Raw genomic sequence first — 18,169 nt, 5'->3', positions numbered from 1 at the left:
CGACATGGCCAGCCTTCGCATCCTCGGCATCGACCCCGGCCTGCGCACCACCGGCTTCGGCGTGATCGAGGCCGAAGGGCCGCGGCTGCACTACATCGCCAGCGGCACGATCAAGACCGACGCCGTCGCCATCGGCGAGCTGCCGGCGCGGCTGAAGATCATCTTCGAGGGCGTGCGCGAGGTCGCGGCGCGCTACCAGCCCGACTGTGCCTCGGTGGAGATCGTCTTCGTCAATGTCAACCCGCAGTCCACGCTGCTGCTCGGCCAGGCCCGCGGTGCCGCGCTGGCGGCACTGGTGTCGGGCGACCTGGCGGTCTCGGAATACACCGCGCTGCAGATGAAGAAGGCTGTGGTCGGCCACGGCCAGGCGCGCAAGGAGCAGGTGCAGGCGATGGTGGCGCGGCTGCTGGCGCTGCCCGGCGAGCCCGGGAAGGACGCCGCCGACGCTCTGGGACTGGCGATCTGCCATGCCCATGCCGGGGCCTCGTTTGCCGCCATCGCGCGCGGCGGCACGCTGTCGCGCAAGGCCCACGCCCAGTACAAGAAGGGTCGCAGTTACTAGGGCCAGGCGGGTTCAGGCGACAATCGCCCCTCCTATGTATGCCCTCTACGAAGACGCCGGGAAGTTCCACGCCGGCCGCGTCATGACCGAAGCGGACAGCTCGATGCAGATCGAGCTCGATTCGGGCAAGCGCGTGAAGGTGAAATCCGCCAACGTCCTGCTCAAGTTCGACAAGCCGCTGCCGGCCGAACTGTTCGCGTCGGCACAGACGATCGCGCGCGACATCGACCTCGACCTGGCCTGGGAATTCGCCCCCGAGCAGGAGTTCGGCTTCGCGGAGCTGGCGCGCGACTACTTCGAGGCCAGCGCCGGCGTGGAGAAGCAGGCCGCAGCGCTGTTCCGCCTGTTCGAGGCGCCGCACTACTTCCGGCGCCTGGGCAAGGGCAACTTCCGCAAGGCGCCCGAAGAGACGGTGAAGGCAGCGCTGCTGGGCATCGAGCGCAAGAAGGCGCTGCAGGCGCAGATCGAGGCCTGGGCCGGCGAGCTGGTCGCGGGCCAGTGCCCGGCGCCGGTGCGCGAGCAGCTCTACAAGATCCTCTTCAAGCCGGACAAGAACGCACCGGAGTACAAGTCGGTCGTCGAGGCGGCCCGGCACGCGCAGAAGCCGCCGCTGGAGCTGCTGAAGTCCGCCGGCGCGATCGACTCGCCTTACCAGTTCCACTGGCGGCGCTTCCTGTTCGACAACTTCCCCAAGGGCACGGCGTTCCCGCCCCTGCAGGCGCCGCCGATCAAGGACGATCTGCCGCTTTCCGCCGCGCAGGCTTTCTCGATCGACGACTCGGCCACCACCGAGATCGACGATGCACTGTCGGTGCAGGGGCTGGGCAGTGGCACGGTGGTGTTCGGCGTGCACATCGCCGCGCCGGGCCTGGCAATCGCCGCCGACTCGACGATCGACAAGGTCGCGCGCGACCGCCTGTCCACCGTCTACATGCCGGGCTGGAAGCTGACCATGCTGCCCGACGAGGTGGTGCAGGCCTACACGCTGACCGAAGGGCGTGACTGCCCGGCGGTGTCGCTGTACGTCACGCTCGACGAGGCCACGCTGGCCGTGAAGGCCAGCGAGACGAAGCTGGAGCGCGTGCACATCGCCTCCAACCTGCGCCACGACCAGCTCGACGCGGTCATCACCGAGGCCTCGCTGCTCGGAGATGCGCCGGCCGAGTACGGTCACGCGGCCGAACTGGCCTTCGCGTTCCGCCTGGCGCGACACCTGAAGGCGCAGCGCGAGGTGGTGCGCGGAAAGCCGGAGAACTTCAACCGGCCCGACTACAACTTCCGCCTCGCCGGCACCGAGGGCCGCGAGCCGCAGGGCCACGAGCAGGTGCTGATCTCGACTCGCCAGCGCGGCGCGCCGCTGGACCTGATCGTCGCCGAGGCGATGATCCTGGCCAACAGCACCTGGGGCGGCTGGATCGCCGAGTGTGGCGTGCCGGGCATCTACCGCAGCCAGGCGAGCCTGGCGCCCGGCGTGAAGGTGCGCATGGGCGTGAAGCCCGCGCCGCACGCCGGCATGGGCGTGGCGCAGTACACCTGGGCGACCTCGCCGCTGCGCCGCTACGTCGACCTGGTCAACCAGTGGCAGATCATCGCCTGCGCACGGCATGGCCGCACCGCCGCGCTGGCGGCGCCGTTCAAGCCCAAGGACGCGGCGTTGTTCTCCATCATCTCGGCCTTCGACGCGGCCTACGGCGAGTACAACGGCTTCCAGTCCGGCATCGAACGCTATTGGACGATGCAATACCTGGCGCAGCAGGGCATCACCGAGCTCGACGCCGCAGTCATGAAAGACGGCCTGGTGCGCGCCGACGAACTGCCGCTGGTGTTCCGTGCGCTCGGCGCCGAGGGCCTGCCGCGCGGAGCCCGGGTGCGCGTGCGGATCACAGGCAGCGACCTGCTGACGCTGGACCTGCATGCCAGCGTGGCAAAGCGCATCGACGATCCGGCGACGACGGCCGACGACGCGCCGGTGGACGAAGCCGATGCCGAGGAAGCCGCCGAGAGCGCAGGCCCGCTGACGCTGGCCATCGACGTGGCCGCCGAGGGCGAGGCCGCGGAGCCGGCCACCGACGCCGCGAGCTGACATGGCCCGGCGCCGCAAGCTCTCGACCCTGCAGCTCGCGCTGCTGTTCTCGGTCGGCGTGCATGCCGCGCTGCTGGGCGTGCGCTTCGTCGACCCGGAGGGCTTCAACCGCGTCTTCCAGGACACGCCGCTGGAGGTGATCCTGGTGAACTCGCGCTCCGGCGAGGCGCCCTCGGTGGCCGCCGCGATCGCGCAGGCCAATCTGCAAGGTGGCGGCGACGCCGAGCGCGGCCGCGCCACCTCGCCACTGCCGCCGGCGGCGACCATCGAGATGGGCGACTCCAACGAGGACGCTCGCCGCCAGGTCGAGCAACTGATGGAGACACAGCAGCAGCTGCTCGCGCAGATGCGCCGCGAGCTTGCGCTGCTGCCGCCGCCCGATCCGCAGCGCGACCAGGGTGCACCCGAGGAGCGCTCGCTGGAGGAGAAGCGCCGCCGCCTGGTGGAACTGCTGGCCGAGATCGAGAAGCGCATCAACGAAGAGAACGCGCGGCCGAAGAAGCGCTACATCAGCCCGGCCACGCGCGAAGAGGTCTATGCGCTCTACTACGACCAGCTGCGCCGCAAGATCGAGGAGCGCGGCACGCGCAACTTCCCCGAGTACCAGGGCAAGAAGCTCTACGGCGAGCTGGTGATGAACGTGACGGTGGATGTGGAGGGCCGCGTGATCGACACCGAGGTCGTGCGCCCGTCGAGCTCGAAGATCCTCGACCGCCGCGCCGTGGCCATCGTCAAGGCGGCTTCGCCCTTCGGGCCTTTCAGCGCGGCGATGCGCCGCAAGGCCGACCAGCTGGTGATCACCTCGCGCTTCAAGTTCACCCGCGAGGACGGACTTGAAACGACGCTGAGCGCGCAATGAGCGCGCCGCACGCGGACCGCTATGCGGTGGCCGGCAATCCGGTCGAGCACAGCCAGTCGCCCTTCATCCACGCCGCCTTTGCGCGGCAGACTGACCAGGCGATCGACTATGGCCGACTGCTGTGCCCGCTGGACGGTTTTGCCGACGCGCTGCGGCGCTTCGCGGCCGACGATTCGGCCGGCCCGGTGCGCGGCTGCAACGTCACCGTGCCGTTCAAGTTCGAGGCCTTCGAACTGGCGACCCGCCACACGCCGCGGGCCACGCTCGCCCGGGCAGCCAACACGCTGCGCTTCGACGCCGAAGGCTGGCTGGCGGACAACACCGACGGCATCGGCCTGGTGCGCGACATCGAGCGCAATGCGGGCGTGCGACTGGCCGGCCGGCGGGTGCTGCTGATGGGCGCTGGCGGCGCGGCCGCCGGTGCGATCGGCCCGTTGCTCACGTCTGCGCCGGCGGCGCTGGTGGTCGCCAACCGCACGGTGGCCAAGGCGCAGGCACTGGTCGAGCGGCATCGCGCCGTGGCGGGGCAGACCGAGCTGGTGGCCCGTGCACCGGCCGACTGCGGCAGCGGCTTCGAGGTCGTCGTCAATGCGACCGCCTCGAGCCTTCAGGGTGCCGACATCCCGGTCGGTGCCGGTGTGCTGGCTCCGGGTGCACTGGCGCTGGACATGATGTACGGGCCGGCAGCGCGAGGTTTCATCGACTGGGCGCAGGCCCATGGGGCGCGCGGCCGCGACGGGCTGGGCATGCTGGTCGAGCAGGCCGCCGAGGCCTTCGCCTTGTGGCGCGGGGTGATGCCCGACACGGCCCCGGTGCTCGACGCGCTGCGTGAGCGGCTCGCCGCCTCGCGATGATGCGCGTGGTCTGGAGGGCGTTGCTGCGCCTGGCGACGCTGCTCGTGCTCTCGACGATCGCATTGCAGCTCTACTTCCTCGTCCGCGTCGCGCTGATGATGGTGGTCGACCCGCAGTCCACCACCTTCCAGCGCTCCGAGGCCTGGCGGCTGCTGGTCGACAAGGGCGAAGTCCTGTGGAGCCAGCAGTGGGTGGACTACGAGCGCATATCGCCGAACCTCAAGCGCGCGGTGATCGCTTCGGAGGACGCCGCCTTCGCGGAGCACAGCGGTGTCGACTGGGACGCGATCGAGAAGGCCTGGGAGCGCAACCAGCGCGCCGAGGAACGCATCGAGCGACTGAACCTGCTGCAGGAGCGTCGCACGTCGAAAGCGCCCGCGGGCAAGCCGGCGCCGGCCGCGCCGGCGCCGCGCGCGGCCAAGGTGGTCGGCGGCTCGACGATCACGCAGCAACTGGCCAAGAACCTGTTTCTCGGCAGCGAGCGCAGCCTCGCCCGCAAGGGCCAGGAGTTCGTCATCACGCTGATGCTGGAATCGCTGCTGAGCAAGCAGCGCATCCTGGAGATCTACCTGAACAGCGTCGAGTGGGGCGAGGGGCTGTTCGGCGCGCAGGCGGCGGCGCGGCACTACTTCCGAACCGATGCCGCATCGCTCGGGGCCATGCAGGCGGCGCGCCTGGCGGTGATGCTGCCGGCGCCCAAGCGCTTCGAGAAGCGCCCGAACTCGGCCTATGTGATCGGCCGGGCGGGCACGATCACGGCGCGCATGGGCGCGATCGACCCGCCTTGAATCAGGGCTGGGGTGGCTGCCTAGAATGCCGCGATGTCTGCCACGCTGACCGAAGAGATCGCCGCCACCGCCGCCCGCCTGGTGGTGGAAGAAGGCATGGAGTACGGACCGGCCAAGCGCAAGGCCGTCAAGGCGATCGGGCGCAGCAACGTGCGGCCCGCCGAGATGCCCGGCAACGATGCCGTCGAAGACGAGGTGCGGGCCTATCTGGCGCTGTTCTGTGCCGACACCCAGCCGGGCGAACTGCGCGCGCTGCGCGAGGCGGCCGTGCACTGGATGGAGCGCCTGGCGTCCCTGAGGCCGCACTTGACCGGCGCCGTCTGGCGCGGCACCGCCACACGGCTGAGCTGCGTGCACCTGCAACTGTATTGCGATGATTCCAAGCAGGCGGAGATCACCCTGCTCGACCAGGGCATCGACTTCGACGTCGGCAGCCGCCCGGGGCCACGCGGCCGTGACGTGGACGTGCTGAGCGTCTCGGGCCTCAGTCGCGCGCTGGGCGAGCCGGTCACGGTGCACCTGAGCGTGCTGGACCACAATGACCTGCGCGGCGCCCTCAAGCCCGATGCACGAGGCCTGACATCCTGCGGCGACCTGGCCGCGCTGCGCCGGCTGATGGCGTCTGAAACCGAGGATCCGGCATGAACCGGCGGACCGTGCTCATCGGCGGCGTGGCCGGCGCGGCGGCGCTGGCTGGTGCCGGCGTGGCCTGGTGGCGGCTGCGTATCGAGGAACTTCCCCTGCCAGCGGGCTTCTGGGACAGCCGCTTCGAGCGGCCCGAAGGCGGCGAGCTCGTTCTGGCCAGCCTGCGTGGCAAGCCGATGGTGCTGAACTTCTGGGCGACCTGGTGCGCCCCCTGCGTCACCGAATTGCCGCTGCTCGACCGCTTCCATCGGGAGCAGAATCCGCGTGGGTGGACCGTGGTCGGCCTGGCCGTCGACAGCCCCACGCCGGTGCGAGAATTCCTGCGCCAGCGCCCGCTGGCCCTGCCCGTGGGGTTGGCCGGTCTGGAGGGCGTGGAGTTCGGTCGACTGCTCGGCAACACCCAAGGGGGCTTGCCCTTCACGGTGGTGATCGATGCCTCAGGTCAGGTCCGCTCGCGCAAGCTCGGCGCACTCAAGCCAGCCGATATCGAAGCCTGGACGGCCACCCCGGCCTGAGAATCTCAAGCACCAACGGCCGCGAAAGTCAATTGCTGGCAAGTCGCAACAAAGCGCGTAAAGTCGCGGGCTTCGTGCATCAAAGAAGCGCTGACGAAACTTTCGAACCTGTCTGTTTCGATCCACCAGCCCCGCATGAAGCAGGATGTTGGCTGCCGGACATCGCGACAAATTGGGCGCCGATCGCCGCCAGATGAGGGCGACAAGACGCATCGAGAGGCATCAGACCTCGAATCACCGTTGGAGAGAGCATGGACCTTCGCAAGCTCAAGACACTGATCGACCTGGTGTCGGAATCGAACATCTCGGAGCTCGAGATCACCGAGGCCGACGGCAAGGTGCGTATCGTGAAGTCGGAACCGGCCGGTGCCGTGATGGCGCCGACGGCCCACATGCTCCAGATGCCGGCGCCCGCCGCGGCACCGATGGCCCCAGCGGCCGCGCCGGTCGCCGCCGCGCCGGTCGTGCCGGTGGAAACCGGGCACGTCGTCAAGTCGCCGATGGTCGGCACCTTCTACCGTTCCTCCAGCCCGGGCGGCAAGGCTTTCGTCGAGGTCGGCAGCGCCGTGAAGGAAGGCGAGCCGATCTGCATCATCGAGGCGATGAAGATCATGAACGAGATCGAGTCCGACACGACGGGCACGGTCACCAAGATCCTCTGCGAGAACGGCCAGGCGGTCGAGTTCGGCCAGCCCCTGTTCATCGTCGAGTGAGCCTGACTCGATGTTCAAGAAGATCCTGATCGCCAATCGAGGCGAAATCGCCCTGCGCATCCAGCGCGCCTGCCGCGAGATGGGCATCAAGTCGGTCGTCGTCTATTCCGAGGCCGACCGGGATGCCAAGTACGTCAAGCTGGCCGACGAGGCAGTTTGCATCGGCCCTGCGGCGTCGGCGCAGAGCTACCTCAACATGCCGGCGATCATCTCGACGGCCGAGGTCACCGACGCCGAGGCCATCCACCCCGGCTACGGATTCCTGTCGGAGAACGCCGACTTCGCCGAACGCGTCGAGCGCAGCGGCTTCACCTTCATCGGCCCGACGCCGGAGTCGATCCGCCTGATGGGCGACAAGGTCTCGGCCAAGCAGGCCATGATCAAGTCCGGCGTGCCGTGCGTGCCGGGATCGGAGGGCGCCCTGCCCGACGACCCGAAGGAGATCATCCGCATCGCGCGCAGCATCGGCTATCCGGTGATCATCAAGGCGGCCGGCGGCGGCGGCGGCCGGGGCATGCGCGTCGTGCACACCGAGGCCGCGCTGATCCATGCCGTGCAGACCACCCGCGCCGAGGCCGGCGCGGCGTTCAGCAACTCGGCCGTGTACATGGAAAAGTTCCTCGAGCGCCCTCGGCACATCGAGATCCAGGTGATGGCCGACCAGCACAAGAGCGCCGTGTGGCTGGGCGAGCGCGACTGTTCGATGCAGCGTCGCCACCAGAAGATCATCGAGGAAGCGCCGGCGCCGGGCATCCCGCGGCGCGTGATCGAGCGCATCGGCGACCGCTGCGCGGCTGCCTGCAAGAAGATCGGCTACCGCGGTGCGGGCACCTTCGAGTTCCTCTACGAAGACGGCGAGTTCTACTTCATCGAGATGAACACCCGCGTGCAGGTGGAGCACCCGGTCACCGAGCTCGTGACCGGCATCGACATCGTGCAGATGCAGATCCGCGTGGCAGCCGGCGAGAAGCTGCCCTTCACGCAACGCAACATCCAGATGCGCGGCCACGCCATCGAGTGCCGCGTCAACGCGGAGGACCCGTACAAGTTCACGCCCTCGCCCGGCCGCATCACCATGTGGCACCCGCCGGGCGGCCCCGGCGTGCGCGTCGATTCCCACGCGTACACCAACTACTTCGTGCCGCCCAACTACGACTCGATGATCGGCAAGATCATCGCGCACGGCGATACGCGCGACCAGGCGCTGGCGCGCATGCGCATCGCGCTGTCGGAGACGGTGGTGGAAGGCATCCTGACCAACATCCCGCTGCACCGCGAGCTGATGGTGGACGCCAAGTTCATCGAAGGCGGAACCAGCATCCATTACCTCGAGGGGTGGATGGCAGAGCACAAGCGCTGAGCGGTCCGGCATGTTTGAACTGTTGCTGCTGGCTCCCGAGGAAGCGGTCGAGCCGGTCTCCGATGCGCTGATCGACGAACTCGGCGCGCTGTCGGCTTCCGTCGAGGACGCCGACGCGGACACCGATGCGGAGCACGCCCTGTTCGGCGAGCCCGGCATGCCGGCGCCGGTCGGCGGCTGGCGCCGCTCGCGGGTGATCGCGCTGTTTGCCGACGAGGCGGCGGCCACCGAAGCCGCCACGCTGCTGCTGGCGCAGGACTGGGCCTGTGACGTGTCGCTGGTGGCCATGCGGCCGGTGGCCGAGCAGGATTGGGTGCGCCTGACGCAGTCGCAGTTCGCGCCGGTCGAGGTCGCGCCGGGTTTCTGGATCGTGCCCAGCTGGCACGAAGTGCCGCCGGATGCACGCCAGGTGATCCGGCTCGACCCGGGCCTGGCCTTCGGCACCGGGACGCATCCGACCACGCGCATGTGCCTGCGCTGGACGGCACGCGAGGCACCGCACCGGGCAGCCGGCTGGAGCCGCGTGCTCGACTACGGTTGCGGCTCAGGCATCCTGGCCATCGGCGCCGCCCTGCATGGCGCGCGCGGCATCGATGCGGTGGACATCGACCCGGCGGCGGTGGAATCCACACGTGCAAATGCGCAGGCCAACCACGTCAGCGTGAATGCCGGCCTGCCCGAACTGGCCCAGGGCGCCTATCCGCTGGTCTATGCCAACATCCTGGCCACCCCGCTGAAACTGCTGGCACCGCTGCTGAGCGCCCATGTCTCGCCGGGCGGGTCGCTGGTGCTGGCGGGCATCCTCGAGCGGCAGGTCGAAGAGCTGCGGTCGGCCTACGCGCCGTGGCTCGACCTTCAAGTCAGCGATGCTCAGGAGGGATGGGTGCTGATGACGGCCTTGCGCGGCGCCGAAGCCGGGATGGCATGATTCGGCCATGAGCCTGGCCACCCGATGCACTTCCTGTGGAACCGTGTTCCGCGTGGTGCAGGATCAGCTCAAGGTGTCCGAAGGCTGGGTGCGTTGCGGTCGTTGCGACGAGGTGTTCAACGCCCTCGAAGGACTGTTCGACCTGGATCGCGATTCGCCGCCGGACTGGTCCGAGCCAGCTCGCAGTTCGGGCGGCGCCTTGCAGCCGACCGACGACGGCCCGATGGAGACAACCGACCCCGATCTGGTTGATCGCATCGACGAGCAGATCTTCGGCTCACCGCGTCGCACCGGCTTCGGCGCGCTGACCGGACTGGGCAGCGGCGATCGCAAGGGGCCGGACTTCGCCGACGCGCGTTTCGATACCGATGTGCCGGCCGATGCGATCGAGCCGGTGATGCTCGATCCGTCGACGCAGGGGCAGGACAGCGAGGCCCATGACGGCGCGGAGACGCCGGAGTTCGTGCGCAGCGCGGAGCGGGAAGCGCGCTGGCAGTCGTCTGGCGCGCGAAAGATGCTGCGACTGATGGTGGTCGTGCTCGCCCTGTTGCTCGCGGGGCAGGCCGCACACCACTTCCGCGACGGCATGGCCGCGCGGTTGCCCGGCACGGTGGCTGCGCTGCAGGCCTGGTGCAGGCTTTCGGGCTGCCGCATCGAACCGCCGCGGCGCATCGAGGACATCGTGGTGGAGAGCACTGCACTGGCAAAGGCCTCGTCGGGCGATGGGTTCCGCCTGAGCGTGACACTTCGCAATCGCGCGACCACGGTCGCGGCTTTGCCCTGGATCGACTTGTCTCTGACCGATGCAAACGGGCAGCTGGTGGCTAGGCGGGCGCTGAGCCCGCAGGACTTCCGCAGCCAAACCGCGACGATGGCAGCCGGCAGCGAGACCTCGCTACAGGCGATGATGTCCACGGGCGCGGTTCGCATCGCGGGCTACACCGTCGAAGTCTTCTATCCCTGAGCTGGCGGTAGCCCGCGCTGCCAACGCCCCACTTTCACCCTTGGAGTCCCTATGCCTGCCCTGATCTGCGGATCGCTCGCCTTCGACACGATCACCACCTTTCCCGGCCGCTTCTCCCAGCAGATCCTGCCGGATCAGGTGCACATCCTCAACGTCTCATTCCTGGTCCCGACACTGCGGCGCGAGTTCGGCGGGTGCGCCGGCAACATCGCCTACAGTTTGAAGCAACTTGGTGGCGAGCCGCTGATCATGGCGGCGATCGGCACCGATGGGCAGGACTACCTGGCCCGCGTGCGCTCGTGGAATGCAAGCACCGAGTACATCCGCGTGGTGGACGACAGCTACACGGCGCAGGCCATCATCATCACGGACATCGACAACAACCAGATCACTGCGTTTCACCCTGGCGCGATGCAGTCGGCCCATCTGACGGCCGTGCCCCACCGCGACGACATCAGTGTGGCAATCATCGCGCCTGACGGCCGCGACGCCATGCTTCAGCACGCACAGCAGCTGACCGATGCCAAGATTCCGTTCATCTTCGATCCCGGCCAAGGGCTGCCGATGTTCGACGGCACCGAACTGAAGGACTTCATCTCGAAAGCCACTTGGGTGGCGGTGAACGACTACGAGGCGAAGATGCTGTGCGACCGCACCGGTCACTCGCTGGAATCTCTGTCGCGCTCTCACTTGAAGGGCGTTGTCGTCACATTGGGCGCCGACGGTTGCGACATCTGGCAGCAGGGTGAGCGAACTCACGTGCCTGGCGTCAAGGCAGAACAGATCGTAGATCCAACAGGCTGCGGCGACGCCTTCCGAGCAGCTCTGCTATCCGGTCTTGAAAGGGGATGGAGGTTGGAAGATTCAGTTCAATTGGGGAACCGTGTGGGAGCACTCAAGATTGCTAGTCGAGGCGGGCAGAATCATCGCTTAGAGTGCTAAACGCGAGCGTGGCGATTCATCGAATTTTTGTCATGAGCAACGACTCTCGATGATCCATAAATGCTGCCGCCCGAACTCGCATCTCGTTCTGGAGCGCAACAAACGCCGCCCACGCTTGGTCAGCCAATATTCTGTAGTGAGTCGCCAATTCTGTCTTCCCAAGAACAGCCATTCCTTCTGAAAGCCTGGTGAATGTAGCGGCTCGATCATCCAGATGATGATATTCTGAGAGTGTTTCCAGAGAGCGAGAAAAACCCGTCTGAGCGTCTTCGATGTGGCCCACCCGAAGGTTGCACAAAGCCATATCTGAAATAATCCACGACTGCCATCCGCCAAGGGACTTTAGCGCTAATTTTGGAACAGCCGATTTGTAGATCAATAGAGCTTCTTCGTACTTGGAGTTGAGGGATAACATTTGCGCCTTCATCAATGGCGTCAATATATCAAGACCCGTTGAACCAATTATTGTATCGTAGTTCTTTGTTGAATCCGCGGCCACCCATGCCACTTCAGATCTGTCGCCAGTTTCTATTCCTCCAAGTTCGCAATTTCTTAGGTTCACGAACCAGATCGATGCCATGTTGTGAAGAATAGCACTCATTGATGCATCGTCAGCTACTTCATTGGCCAAGTAGCGCGCCTTCTGATACCACTTCTGGGCAAGATCAAATCTGTTTGCCAAGTGGAGCGTTTGCCCGAGAATCATACATACTCTGCACAAGGTTTCTCTATCAGCCAGAGATAACAGCCTTGTGGCGTCATCGAGATGCGCGAACATCTGCTCAAATCGATGCTCTCCGTAAGCCAATAGTGCAATATATGAGTCCACTCTCGCTTGCAGGTCCATCTGGCTAGTTGCTACTGCCAGCGCGCGGGCTCTTTGATATCTATCGCTGGCCTTTGGTGACATGTCTTCATAGTAATGACAGAGACCATCAGCAATATTGATTAGTATGGAAACCCGGACGTGCGGCTCCGAATCATTCTCACCTTTTATTATTGCCAGATCATTTCTGGACAATTCAATACAACCTAGACGCGCCTGGTATGCCGCACGCTCAGCCAGCAGACATCGGCGACTGAACCTGTCAGTCGAAGCTGATATTTTCGACTCAAGGCGATGTAGAAAACGCGATTTCATGCTTCACCCCAGCAGTCTTTGCATCGCCTCTTGATACTTCGCAGCAGTTCTGAGAACCACTTCAGCGTCCAGGGGCGGAGCGGGCGCTGTCTTGTTCCAAGGCTCTCCACGGACTGTGGCCCGCTCCAGCCAGTCACGGACAAACTGTTTGTCGTAGCTCGGTGGATTGACGCCTTCGGCATACCCTTCAACGGGCCAGAACCTTGATGAATCAGGCGTCAGGATCTCGTCCATCAGAGTCAATGTTCCGTCTGCGTCCAGACCAAACTCGAACTTGGTGTCCGCGATGATGATCCCGCGCTGCAAGGCGAAGGCAGCGGCCTCGGCATAGAGACAAACGGAGGTCTCCCGCACCTTCTCTGCCAGAACGTCGCCAACGATCTGCTTCATCCGATCGAAACTGATGTTCTCGTCGTGCGAGCCCATCTCGGCCTTGGTCGCCGGCGTGAAGATGGGTGCAGGCAACTTGCTCGCATTCTTGAGCCCGGCAGGCAAGGCCACACCGCAGACGGCCTGTCCCTCCTGGTACTCCTTCCAGCCGCTACCGGCCAGATAGCCACGCACCACCGCCTCGACCGGCAGCGGCTTGAGCCGCTTGACCAGCATCGAACGCCCGCGCACCTGCTCACGCTCTTCGGGTGCCACCACGCTCTCCGGATCCTGCCCCGTCAGATGGTTGGGCACGATGTGGCCCAGCTTGCCGAACCAGAACAGCGCCATGCGCGTCAGCATCTCGCCCTTGCCCGGAATGGGTTCACCCATGACCACGTCGAAGGCGCTCAGGCGATCTGTCGCCACCATCAGCAGCCGGTCTGAGCCCACCGCATAGTTGTCGCGCACCTTGCCTTTGGCAACGAGAGGCAACGAGCGAATGGTGCTTTCGAGCAGGGCGGCAGTCATGGAGATCCTTTGTCGCCGCGAAGGCGTTCGTTGCAGGGTGATCGCGAATTCTAGTGAGCGGCCCCATGAAAAAACCCGGCCGAAGCCGGGTCGTCGCGTGGCCGCCCAGGTGGCTCAGACCACCGTCTGCGCCAGTTCGCCGCTCGCGTAGCGCTTGGCCACTTGGCTCAGCGTCTGGCCCTTGATCTTGCCCGCCTGCCCTTCGCATCCAAACTGCTGGTAGCGCTGCTTGCAGATCTGCTTGGCCGCCTCGCGGGCTGGCTTGAGGTAGTCCCGCGGGTCGAACTTCTCCGGGTTCTGCACGAAGTACCTGCGGATCGCAGCCGTCATGGCCAGGCGGATGTCGGTGTCGATGTTGATCTTGCGGACGCCGTGCTTGATGGCTTCCTGGATCTCCTCGACCGGCACGCCGTAGGTCTCCTTCATCGCGCCGCCGTACTGGCGGATCTCGGCCAGCAGGTCCTGCGGCACGCTGGAGCTGCCGTGCATCACCAGGTGGGTGTTCGGGATGCGCCGGTGGATCTCCTTGATGCGGTTGATCGCCAGGATGTCACCCGTGGGCTTGCGGGTGAACTTGTAGGCGCCGTGGCTGGTGCCGATGGCGATGGCCAGCGCGTCGAGCTGCGTGCGCTTGACGAAGTCGGCCGCCTGCTCGGGGTCGGTGAGCAACTGGTCCATCGTCATCGTGGCTTCGGTGCCGTGGCCGTCTTCCTTGTCGCCCTTCATGGTCTCCAGTGAGCCCAGGCAGCCGAGTTCACCTTCGACGGTGACGCCCAGCGCATGCGCCATGTCGACCACCTTGCGCGTCACATCGACGTTGTAATCGTAGCTGGCGATCGTCTTGCCATCGGCCTGCAGCGAGCCGTCCATCATCACCGAGCTGAAGCCCAGGTTGATGGCTCCCTTGCAGACGTCCGGGCTCTGGCCGTGATCCTGGTGCATCACCAGCGGGACGTGAGGCCACTGCTCGAGCGCGGCCTGGATCAGGTGCTTGATGAACGGCTCGCCCGCGTACTTGCGCGCGCCGGCGCTGGCCTGCAGGATCACCGGTGCCCCCACCTCGTCGGCGGCGGTCATCACGGCCTGCACCTGCTCGAGGTTGTTGACGTTGAAGGCAGGGATGCCGTAGCCGTTCTCGGCGGCATGGTCGAGCAGTTGACGCATCGAAACGAGAGGCATGGTCGTTCTCCGGGAGTGAGTCGTTCGGTTTGCCACGCACCATCGTCGGTAACCTGGCGGTAACTCATTCGATTCTAGCCAGCCGGGGTGGCCCCTTCCGCGCTGCAACATGCCCGCATCCGGGGGATTCGCCTGTGAAACTGGCGGGCGTTCACCCGGCTTTTCGCGGCCCATCGCTTCGCGCGGCGGCCGACACTCGGCGTTCGGACGGCCTTATGCCGACCAAAAGGATCTGCCATGTCGCGCATTGCCTTGACGGCCATCACTCCCTGGGTCACCGCAGCCGCACTCGCCCATCCGCACGACCTGGTGTCGCACCTCATGCAACGCCTCTCGGTCAGTCGCCGCACGGCAGTCAAGACGATCGCCCGCCTGGTCGACACCCAGTGGATCATCCAGCAGGGCACGCCGCGCCGCCCGCACCATGTGCCCGGGTTGCTGAGGCAGGTCGTGCAGCGCTACCCGCTGGCCGGGCTCGACGAAGCTCTGCCCTGGTCTCGCGACTTCGCGCCGCACTTCGCCCTGCCCACCCCTGTGATTCGCATGGCCCAGCACGCCTTCGGCGAATTGCTGAACAACGCCATCGACCACAGCGGCGGCACGAATGTCACGGTCTCGATGCGGCAAACGCCGGCACATCTTCAGATGCTGGTCTCCGACGACGGCTGCGGCCTGTTCGACAAGGTCGCGCAGTCGTTCCAGATCGTCGACCCTGCATTGGCCATGCTGGAGCTGAGCAAGGGAAAGCTCACCAGCGATCCCGGGCGGCACACCGGCCGCGGCCTGTTCTTCACCTCGCGCATCGCCGACGTGCTCGACCTCCACGCGAACGACACCGCCTTCCAGCACCGCGCCTGGCAGCGCCACCGCTGGTCGCGCACCACGCCCGCGGCCCGGCACGGCACCTCGGTGTTCGTTGCCATCGCGCTGGACACGACGCGCACGCTCGACGCCGTGCTGCGCGAATGCAGCCACGACGGCCAGGGCTATGCCTTCGAACGCACCGTCGTGCCGCTGCAGTTGCTCACCGCACCGGGTTGCGCGCTCGATTCGCGCGCCCAAGCCCGGCACGCCGCGCAGCGCCTGCAGCAGTTCCGGCACGCGCAACTCGACTTCTCGGGCGTGACGGACATCGGCCACGGTTTCGCTGACGAACTCTTCCGCGTCTTCGCGCGCAGCCAGCCCGAGCTCGCGCTCGAACCGGTGAACATGTCGCCCGGCGTGCGCGCGCTGGTCGACAGCGTGCGTGCCGAAGCGGCCTGAGCTGCGCCGGCCTCAGCGCCGTTTGGCCTCGATCTCCGCCAGTGCGCGCATCGTGCGCAGCACGGTATCCGGCGTCAGGCTGATGCTGTCGATGCCGAGCTCGACGAGGTACTTGGCGATCTCCGGATGGTCCGACGGCGCCTGGCCGCAGATGCCGCTGTGCCGGCCATTGCGCTTGGCGCCTTCGACGGCGAGCTTGAGCATCTTCAGCATGCCCGGGTCGCGTTCATCGAAGGACTCGGCGACGATCGCGCTGTCGCGGTCCACGCCGAGCGTGAGCTGGGTCAGGTCGTTGGAGCCGATCGAGAAGCCGTCGAACAGCTCGGAGAACTCGTCGATCAGCAGCACGTTGTTCGGGATCTCGCACATCACGTAGACCTGCAGGCCATTCACACCCCGGCCGAGCCCGTGGCTGGCCATCGCCGCGAGCACACCACGGGCCTCATCGAGCCGACGGCAGAACGGCACCATCACCTTCAGGTTGGTCAGCCCCATCACGTCGCGCACGCGTTTGAGCGCCTGGCACTCGAGCGCGAAACCTTCCGCATAGGCCGGGTGGATGTAGCGCGCCGCGCCCCGGAACCCGATCATCGGGTTCTCTTCGTGCGGCTCGAACACGCGCCCGCCCAGCAGCGCCGCGTACTCGTTGCTCTTGAAGTCAGACAGGCGCACGATCACCGGCCGCGGGAAGAAGGCCGCGGCGATGGTGCCGATGCCCTCGGCCAATCGCTCGATGAAGTAGCTCGCGCCGTCCGGAAATCCAGCCCACAGCGCCTGCACCTGCGCACGTTCCTTCTCGTCGACGATGCGCTCGGGGTGCAGCACCGCCATCGGGTGCACCTTGATGTACTCGTTGATGACGAACTCCATGCGCGCCAGACCCACGCCATCGCAGGGCAGCATGCTGGTCTGGAACGCCAGTTCCGGGTTGCCGAGGTTCACCATGATCTCGGTGCGCGGCTTCTTCAGGCCAGCGATGTCGCTCACCTCCCGGTGGAAGGGCACCGTGCCCGCATAGACCTTGCCCATCGCGCCCTCGGCGCAGGACACGGTCACGCCTTCGCCGTTGGTCAGCGCCGTGGTGGCGTGCTCGGCGCCCACCACCGCCGGAATGCCGAGTTCGCGCGCGACGATGGCGGCGTGGCAGGTGCGCCCGCCGCGGTTGGTGACGATCGCCGCGGCGGTCTTCATCACCGGCTCCCAGTCGGGCGTGGTGGTGTCGGCCACCAGCACCTCGCCGGGCTTGAACTCGGCCAGGTGGCGCGCATCGGCCACCAGTCGCACGGCGCCGCTCGCGATGCGCGCGCCGACTGCGCGGCCACGCGCCTTCACTTCACCCTGACCGTCGAGCACGAACTCCTCGATCTGGGTGGCCGATCGCTGTGACACCGCGGTCTCCGGCCGCGCCTGCACGATGTAAAGGGGGCCATCCGGGCCGTCCTTGGCCCATTCGATGTCCATCGGCCGCAGCGTTCCGGCCTGGCGGCTGTAGTGGTCCTCGATCTTGATGGCGGCGCCGGCGAGCTCCAGCACATCGGCATCGCTCAGGCAGAAACGCACGCGGTCGGCCTTCGGCGTCGGCCGGTTCACCACCGGCTCGCGCGTGCGGCCGCTCGCATAGACCATCTGGATCTGCTTGTCGCCCAGCGTGCGGCGAAGCACGCTGCGAAATCCCTGCCGGTAGGTCGGCTTGTGCACGTAGAACTCGTCGGGGTCGACGGCACCCTGCACCACGTTCTCGCCCAGGCCCCAGGCGCCGGTGATGAACACCACATCGGGGTGGCCCGATTCGGTGTCGATGCTGAACATCACGCCGCTGGACGCAAGGTCGCTGCGCACCATCTGCATGACCGCCACCGAGAGAAACACCTTGAAGTGGTCGAAGCCGTTGTCGATGCGGTACGAGATCGCGCGGTCGGTGAACAGCGAAGCCTGGCAGCGCTTCACTGCATCGAGCAGGGTCTCCTCGCCGCGGATGTTCAGGTAGGTGTCGTGCTGGCCGGCGAAGCTGGCGGTGGGCAGGTCTTCCGCGGTGGCCGAACTGCGCACGGCCACGCTGAGGTCTTCGCCGAAACGCGCCTTCATTTCGCGCCAGGCTTCGCGGATCGTCGTCTCCACATGCTTGGGCATGGGCGCGCCGTAGACGATCTCGCGCGCCTTCGCGCCCGCGCGAGCCAGCGCCGTGACGTCGCGCTTGTCCAGGCCGTCGAGCGCGCGATGCAACTGCACCCACGCGTCGGATTCGTCGAGCGCATCGCGGTAGGCCTCGGCGGTGACCGCGAAGCCGTCGGGGATGCGCACGCCCAGCGGCGTGAGCTGCTGGAACATCTCGCCCAGCGAGGCGTTCTTGCCGCCCACCAGCGGCAGGTCGGTGAGCGACAGGTCACGGAACCAGCGGATGCAGCTTGTCGGCGCGCTCGTCATGGCAGTCTCCCGGATCGGTTCGATCCGGATGCTCCGCCCGCTGCGCCGA

Annotated in this window: 17 protein-coding genes; 13 read left to right on the top strand and 4 right to left on the bottom strand. The window is 66.5% G+C overall.

The genetic code is table 11. From position 1 onward, the window contains the following. Positions 1-4: 4 nt before the first annotated feature. From ruvC to HZ992_RS02460, 12 genes are all read left to right on the top strand, one after another. Positions 5-562, top strand: coding sequence for a crossover junction endodeoxyribonuclease RuvC (ruvC, locus tag HZ992_RS02515; RefSeq protein WP_209385112.1), 558 nt, complete (start codon positions 5-7; stop codon positions 560-562). Between the two features lie 34 nt (positions 563-596). Next, positions 597-2,645: a ribonuclease catalytic domain-containing protein gene (locus tag HZ992_RS02510; protein ID WP_209385111.1), complete on the top strand. Its 2,049-nt coding sequence runs from the start codon at positions 597-599 to the stop codon at positions 2,643-2,645. Position 2,646: 1 nt separating this feature from the next. Then, positions 2,647-3,504 (top strand): energy transducer TonB, encoded by an 858-nt coding sequence (locus tag HZ992_RS02505; protein ID WP_209385110.1) that lies wholly within the window; start codon positions 2,647-2,649, stop codon positions 3,502-3,504. Then, positions 3,501-4,358, top strand: a complete 858-nt coding sequence (gene aroE / locus HZ992_RS02500; RefSeq protein WP_209385109.1) for a shikimate dehydrogenase — start codon at positions 3,501-3,503, stop codon at positions 4,356-4,358. Before HZ992_RS02505 ends, aroE begins: the two co-directional genes overlap by 4 nt. Next, positions 4,358-5,146 carry a transglycosylase domain-containing protein gene (locus HZ992_RS02495; RefSeq protein WP_371816816.1) on the top strand — a complete coding sequence of 263 codons (789 nt, stop codon included), beginning with the start codon at positions 4,358-4,360 and terminating at the stop codon, positions 5,144-5,146. Before aroE ends, HZ992_RS02495 begins: the two co-directional genes overlap by 1 nt. 33 nt (positions 5,147-5,179) lie before the next feature. Further along, a complete protein-coding gene (locus HZ992_RS02490; protein ID WP_209385107.1) occupies positions 5,180-5,791 on the top strand; it encodes a hypothetical protein in 612 nt (203 codons plus the stop codon). After that, a complete protein-coding gene (locus HZ992_RS02485) occupies positions 5,788-6,306 on the top strand; it encodes a TlpA family protein disulfide reductase (RefSeq protein WP_209385106.1) in 519 nt (172 codons plus the stop codon). Before HZ992_RS02490 ends, HZ992_RS02485 begins: the two co-directional genes overlap by 4 nt. Before the next feature lie 251 nt (positions 6,307-6,557). Next, positions 6,558-7,019, top strand: a complete 462-nt coding sequence (accB, locus tag HZ992_RS02480) for an acetyl-CoA carboxylase biotin carboxyl carrier protein (protein WP_209385105.1) — start codon at positions 6,558-6,560, stop codon at positions 7,017-7,019. 10 nt (positions 7,020-7,029) lie between these two features. Next, positions 7,030-8,379, top strand: coding sequence for an acetyl-CoA carboxylase biotin carboxylase subunit (accC, locus tag HZ992_RS02475; RefSeq protein WP_209385104.1), 1,350 nt, complete (start codon positions 7,030-7,032; stop codon positions 8,377-8,379). A 10-nt stretch (positions 8,380-8,389) separates the two neighbouring features. Then, positions 8,390-9,307 (top strand): 50S ribosomal protein L11 methyltransferase, encoded by a 918-nt coding sequence (gene prmA / locus HZ992_RS02470; protein WP_209385103.1) that lies wholly within the window; start codon positions 8,390-8,392, stop codon positions 9,305-9,307. Between the two features lie 7 nt (positions 9,308-9,314). Next, positions 9,315-10,271, top strand: coding sequence for a zinc-ribbon and DUF3426 domain-containing protein (locus tag HZ992_RS25625; RefSeq protein WP_245213333.1), 957 nt, complete (start codon positions 9,315-9,317; stop codon positions 10,269-10,271). 51 nt (positions 10,272-10,322) lie between these two features. Then, positions 10,323-11,213: a carbohydrate kinase family protein gene (locus tag HZ992_RS02460; protein ID WP_209385102.1), complete on the top strand. Its 891-nt coding sequence runs from the start codon at positions 10,323-10,325 to the stop codon at positions 11,211-11,213. Positions 11,214-11,229: 16 nt separating this feature from the next. Here the strand turns inward: HZ992_RS02460 and HZ992_RS02455 are convergent, their stop codons facing one another. From HZ992_RS02455 to fba, 3 genes are all read right to left on the bottom strand, one after another. After that, the gene (locus HZ992_RS02455; protein ID WP_209385101.1) at positions 11,230-12,354 is read right to left on the bottom strand and encodes a hypothetical protein; all 1,125 of its coding nucleotides are present in this window, start codon (positions 12,352-12,354) and stop codon (positions 11,230-11,232) included. A gap of 3 nt (positions 12,355-12,357) precedes the next feature. Next, on the bottom strand, positions 12,358-13,254 hold the full coding sequence (locus HZ992_RS02450) for a phosphoribosylaminoimidazolesuccinocarboxamide synthase (protein ID WP_209385100.1): 897 nt from the start codon (positions 13,252-13,254) through the stop codon (positions 12,358-12,360). Positions 13,255-13,368: 114 nt separating this feature from the next. After that, positions 13,369-14,433 carry a class II fructose-bisphosphate aldolase gene (gene fba / locus HZ992_RS02445; protein WP_209385099.1) on the bottom strand — a complete coding sequence of 355 codons (1,065 nt, stop codon included), beginning with the start codon at positions 14,431-14,433 and terminating at the stop codon, positions 13,369-13,371. 237 nt (positions 14,434-14,670) lie between these two features. Here fba and HZ992_RS02440 point away from each other — a divergent pair, with 237 nt between their 5' ends. Further along, a complete protein-coding gene (locus HZ992_RS02440; protein WP_209385098.1) occupies positions 14,671-15,696 on the top strand; it encodes an STAS-like domain-containing protein in 1,026 nt (341 codons plus the stop codon). Positions 15,697-15,708: 12 nt separating this feature from the next. On the opposite strand, the gene ppsA is transcribed toward HZ992_RS02440, so the two are convergent. Continuing rightward, positions 15,709-18,120, bottom strand: a complete 2,412-nt coding sequence (ppsA, locus tag HZ992_RS02435; RefSeq protein ID WP_209385097.1) for a phosphoenolpyruvate synthase — start codon at positions 18,118-18,120, stop codon at positions 15,709-15,711. Positions 18,121-18,169: the final 49 nt, after the last annotated feature.

The sequence above is a fragment of the Rhizobacter sp. AJA081-3 genome (assembly GCF_017795745.1).
In the GTDB taxonomy this organism is placed as follows: Bacteria; Pseudomonadota; Gammaproteobacteria; order Burkholderiales; family Burkholderiaceae_C; genus Piscinibacter.
The sequence above is the reverse complement of the archived record's forward strand: the minus strand, read 5'-3'. Positions and strand labels throughout refer to the sequence as shown.

Excerpts from the sequence above, each read along its gene's own strand:
- HZ992_RS02455 (WP_209385101.1), bottom strand. The coding sequence starts at position 12,354 with ATGAAATCGCGTTTTCTACATCGCCTTGAGTCGAAAATATCAGCTTCG.
- ppsA (WP_209385097.1), bottom strand. The coding sequence starts at position 18,120 with ATGACGAGCGCGCCGACAAGCTGCATCCGCTGGTTCCGTGACCTGTCG.
- HZ992_RS02505 (WP_209385110.1), top strand. The coding sequence starts at position 2,647 with ATGGCCCGGCGCCGCAAGCTCTCGACCCTGCAGCTCGCGCTGCTGTTC.
- HZ992_RS02510 (WP_209385111.1), top strand. The coding sequence starts at position 597 with ATGTATGCCCTCTACGAAGACGCCGGGAAGTTCCACGCCGGCCGCGTC.
- aroE (WP_209385109.1), top strand. The coding sequence starts at position 3,501 with ATGAGCGCGCCGCACGCGGACCGCTATGCGGTGGCCGGCAATCCGGTC.
- HZ992_RS02450 (WP_209385100.1), bottom strand. The coding sequence starts at position 13,254 with ATGACTGCCGCCCTGCTCGAAAGCACCATTCGCTCGTTGCCTCTCGTT.
- accC (WP_209385104.1), top strand. The coding sequence starts at position 7,030 with ATGTTCAAGAAGATCCTGATCGCCAATCGAGGCGAAATCGCCCTGCGC.
- HZ992_RS25625 (WP_245213333.1), top strand. The coding sequence starts at position 9,315 with ATGAGCCTGGCCACCCGATGCACTTCCTGTGGAACCGTGTTCCGCGTG.
- HZ992_RS02495 (WP_371816816.1), top strand. The coding sequence starts at position 4,358 with ATGCGCGTGGTCTGGAGGGCGTTGCTGCGCCTGGCGACGCTGCTCGTG.
- HZ992_RS02490 (WP_209385107.1), top strand. The coding sequence starts at position 5,180 with ATGTCTGCCACGCTGACCGAAGAGATCGCCGCCACCGCCGCCCGCCTG.
- HZ992_RS02460 (WP_209385102.1), top strand. The coding sequence starts at position 10,323 with ATGCCTGCCCTGATCTGCGGATCGCTCGCCTTCGACACGATCACCACC.
- HZ992_RS02485 (WP_209385106.1), top strand. The coding sequence starts at position 5,788 with ATGAACCGGCGGACCGTGCTCATCGGCGGCGTGGCCGGCGCGGCGGCG.
- fba (WP_209385099.1), bottom strand. The coding sequence starts at position 14,433 with ATGCCTCTCGTTTCGATGCGTCAACTGCTCGACCATGCCGCCGAGAAC.
- accB (WP_209385105.1), top strand. The coding sequence starts at position 6,558 with ATGGACCTTCGCAAGCTCAAGACACTGATCGACCTGGTGTCGGAATCG.
- ruvC (WP_209385112.1), top strand. The coding sequence starts at position 5 with ATGGCCAGCCTTCGCATCCTCGGCATCGACCCCGGCCTGCGCACCACC.
- prmA (WP_209385103.1), top strand. The coding sequence starts at position 8,390 with ATGTTTGAACTGTTGCTGCTGGCTCCCGAGGAAGCGGTCGAGCCGGTC.
- HZ992_RS02440 (WP_209385098.1), top strand. The coding sequence starts at position 14,671 with ATGTCGCGCATTGCCTTGACGGCCATCACTCCCTGGGTCACCGCAGCC.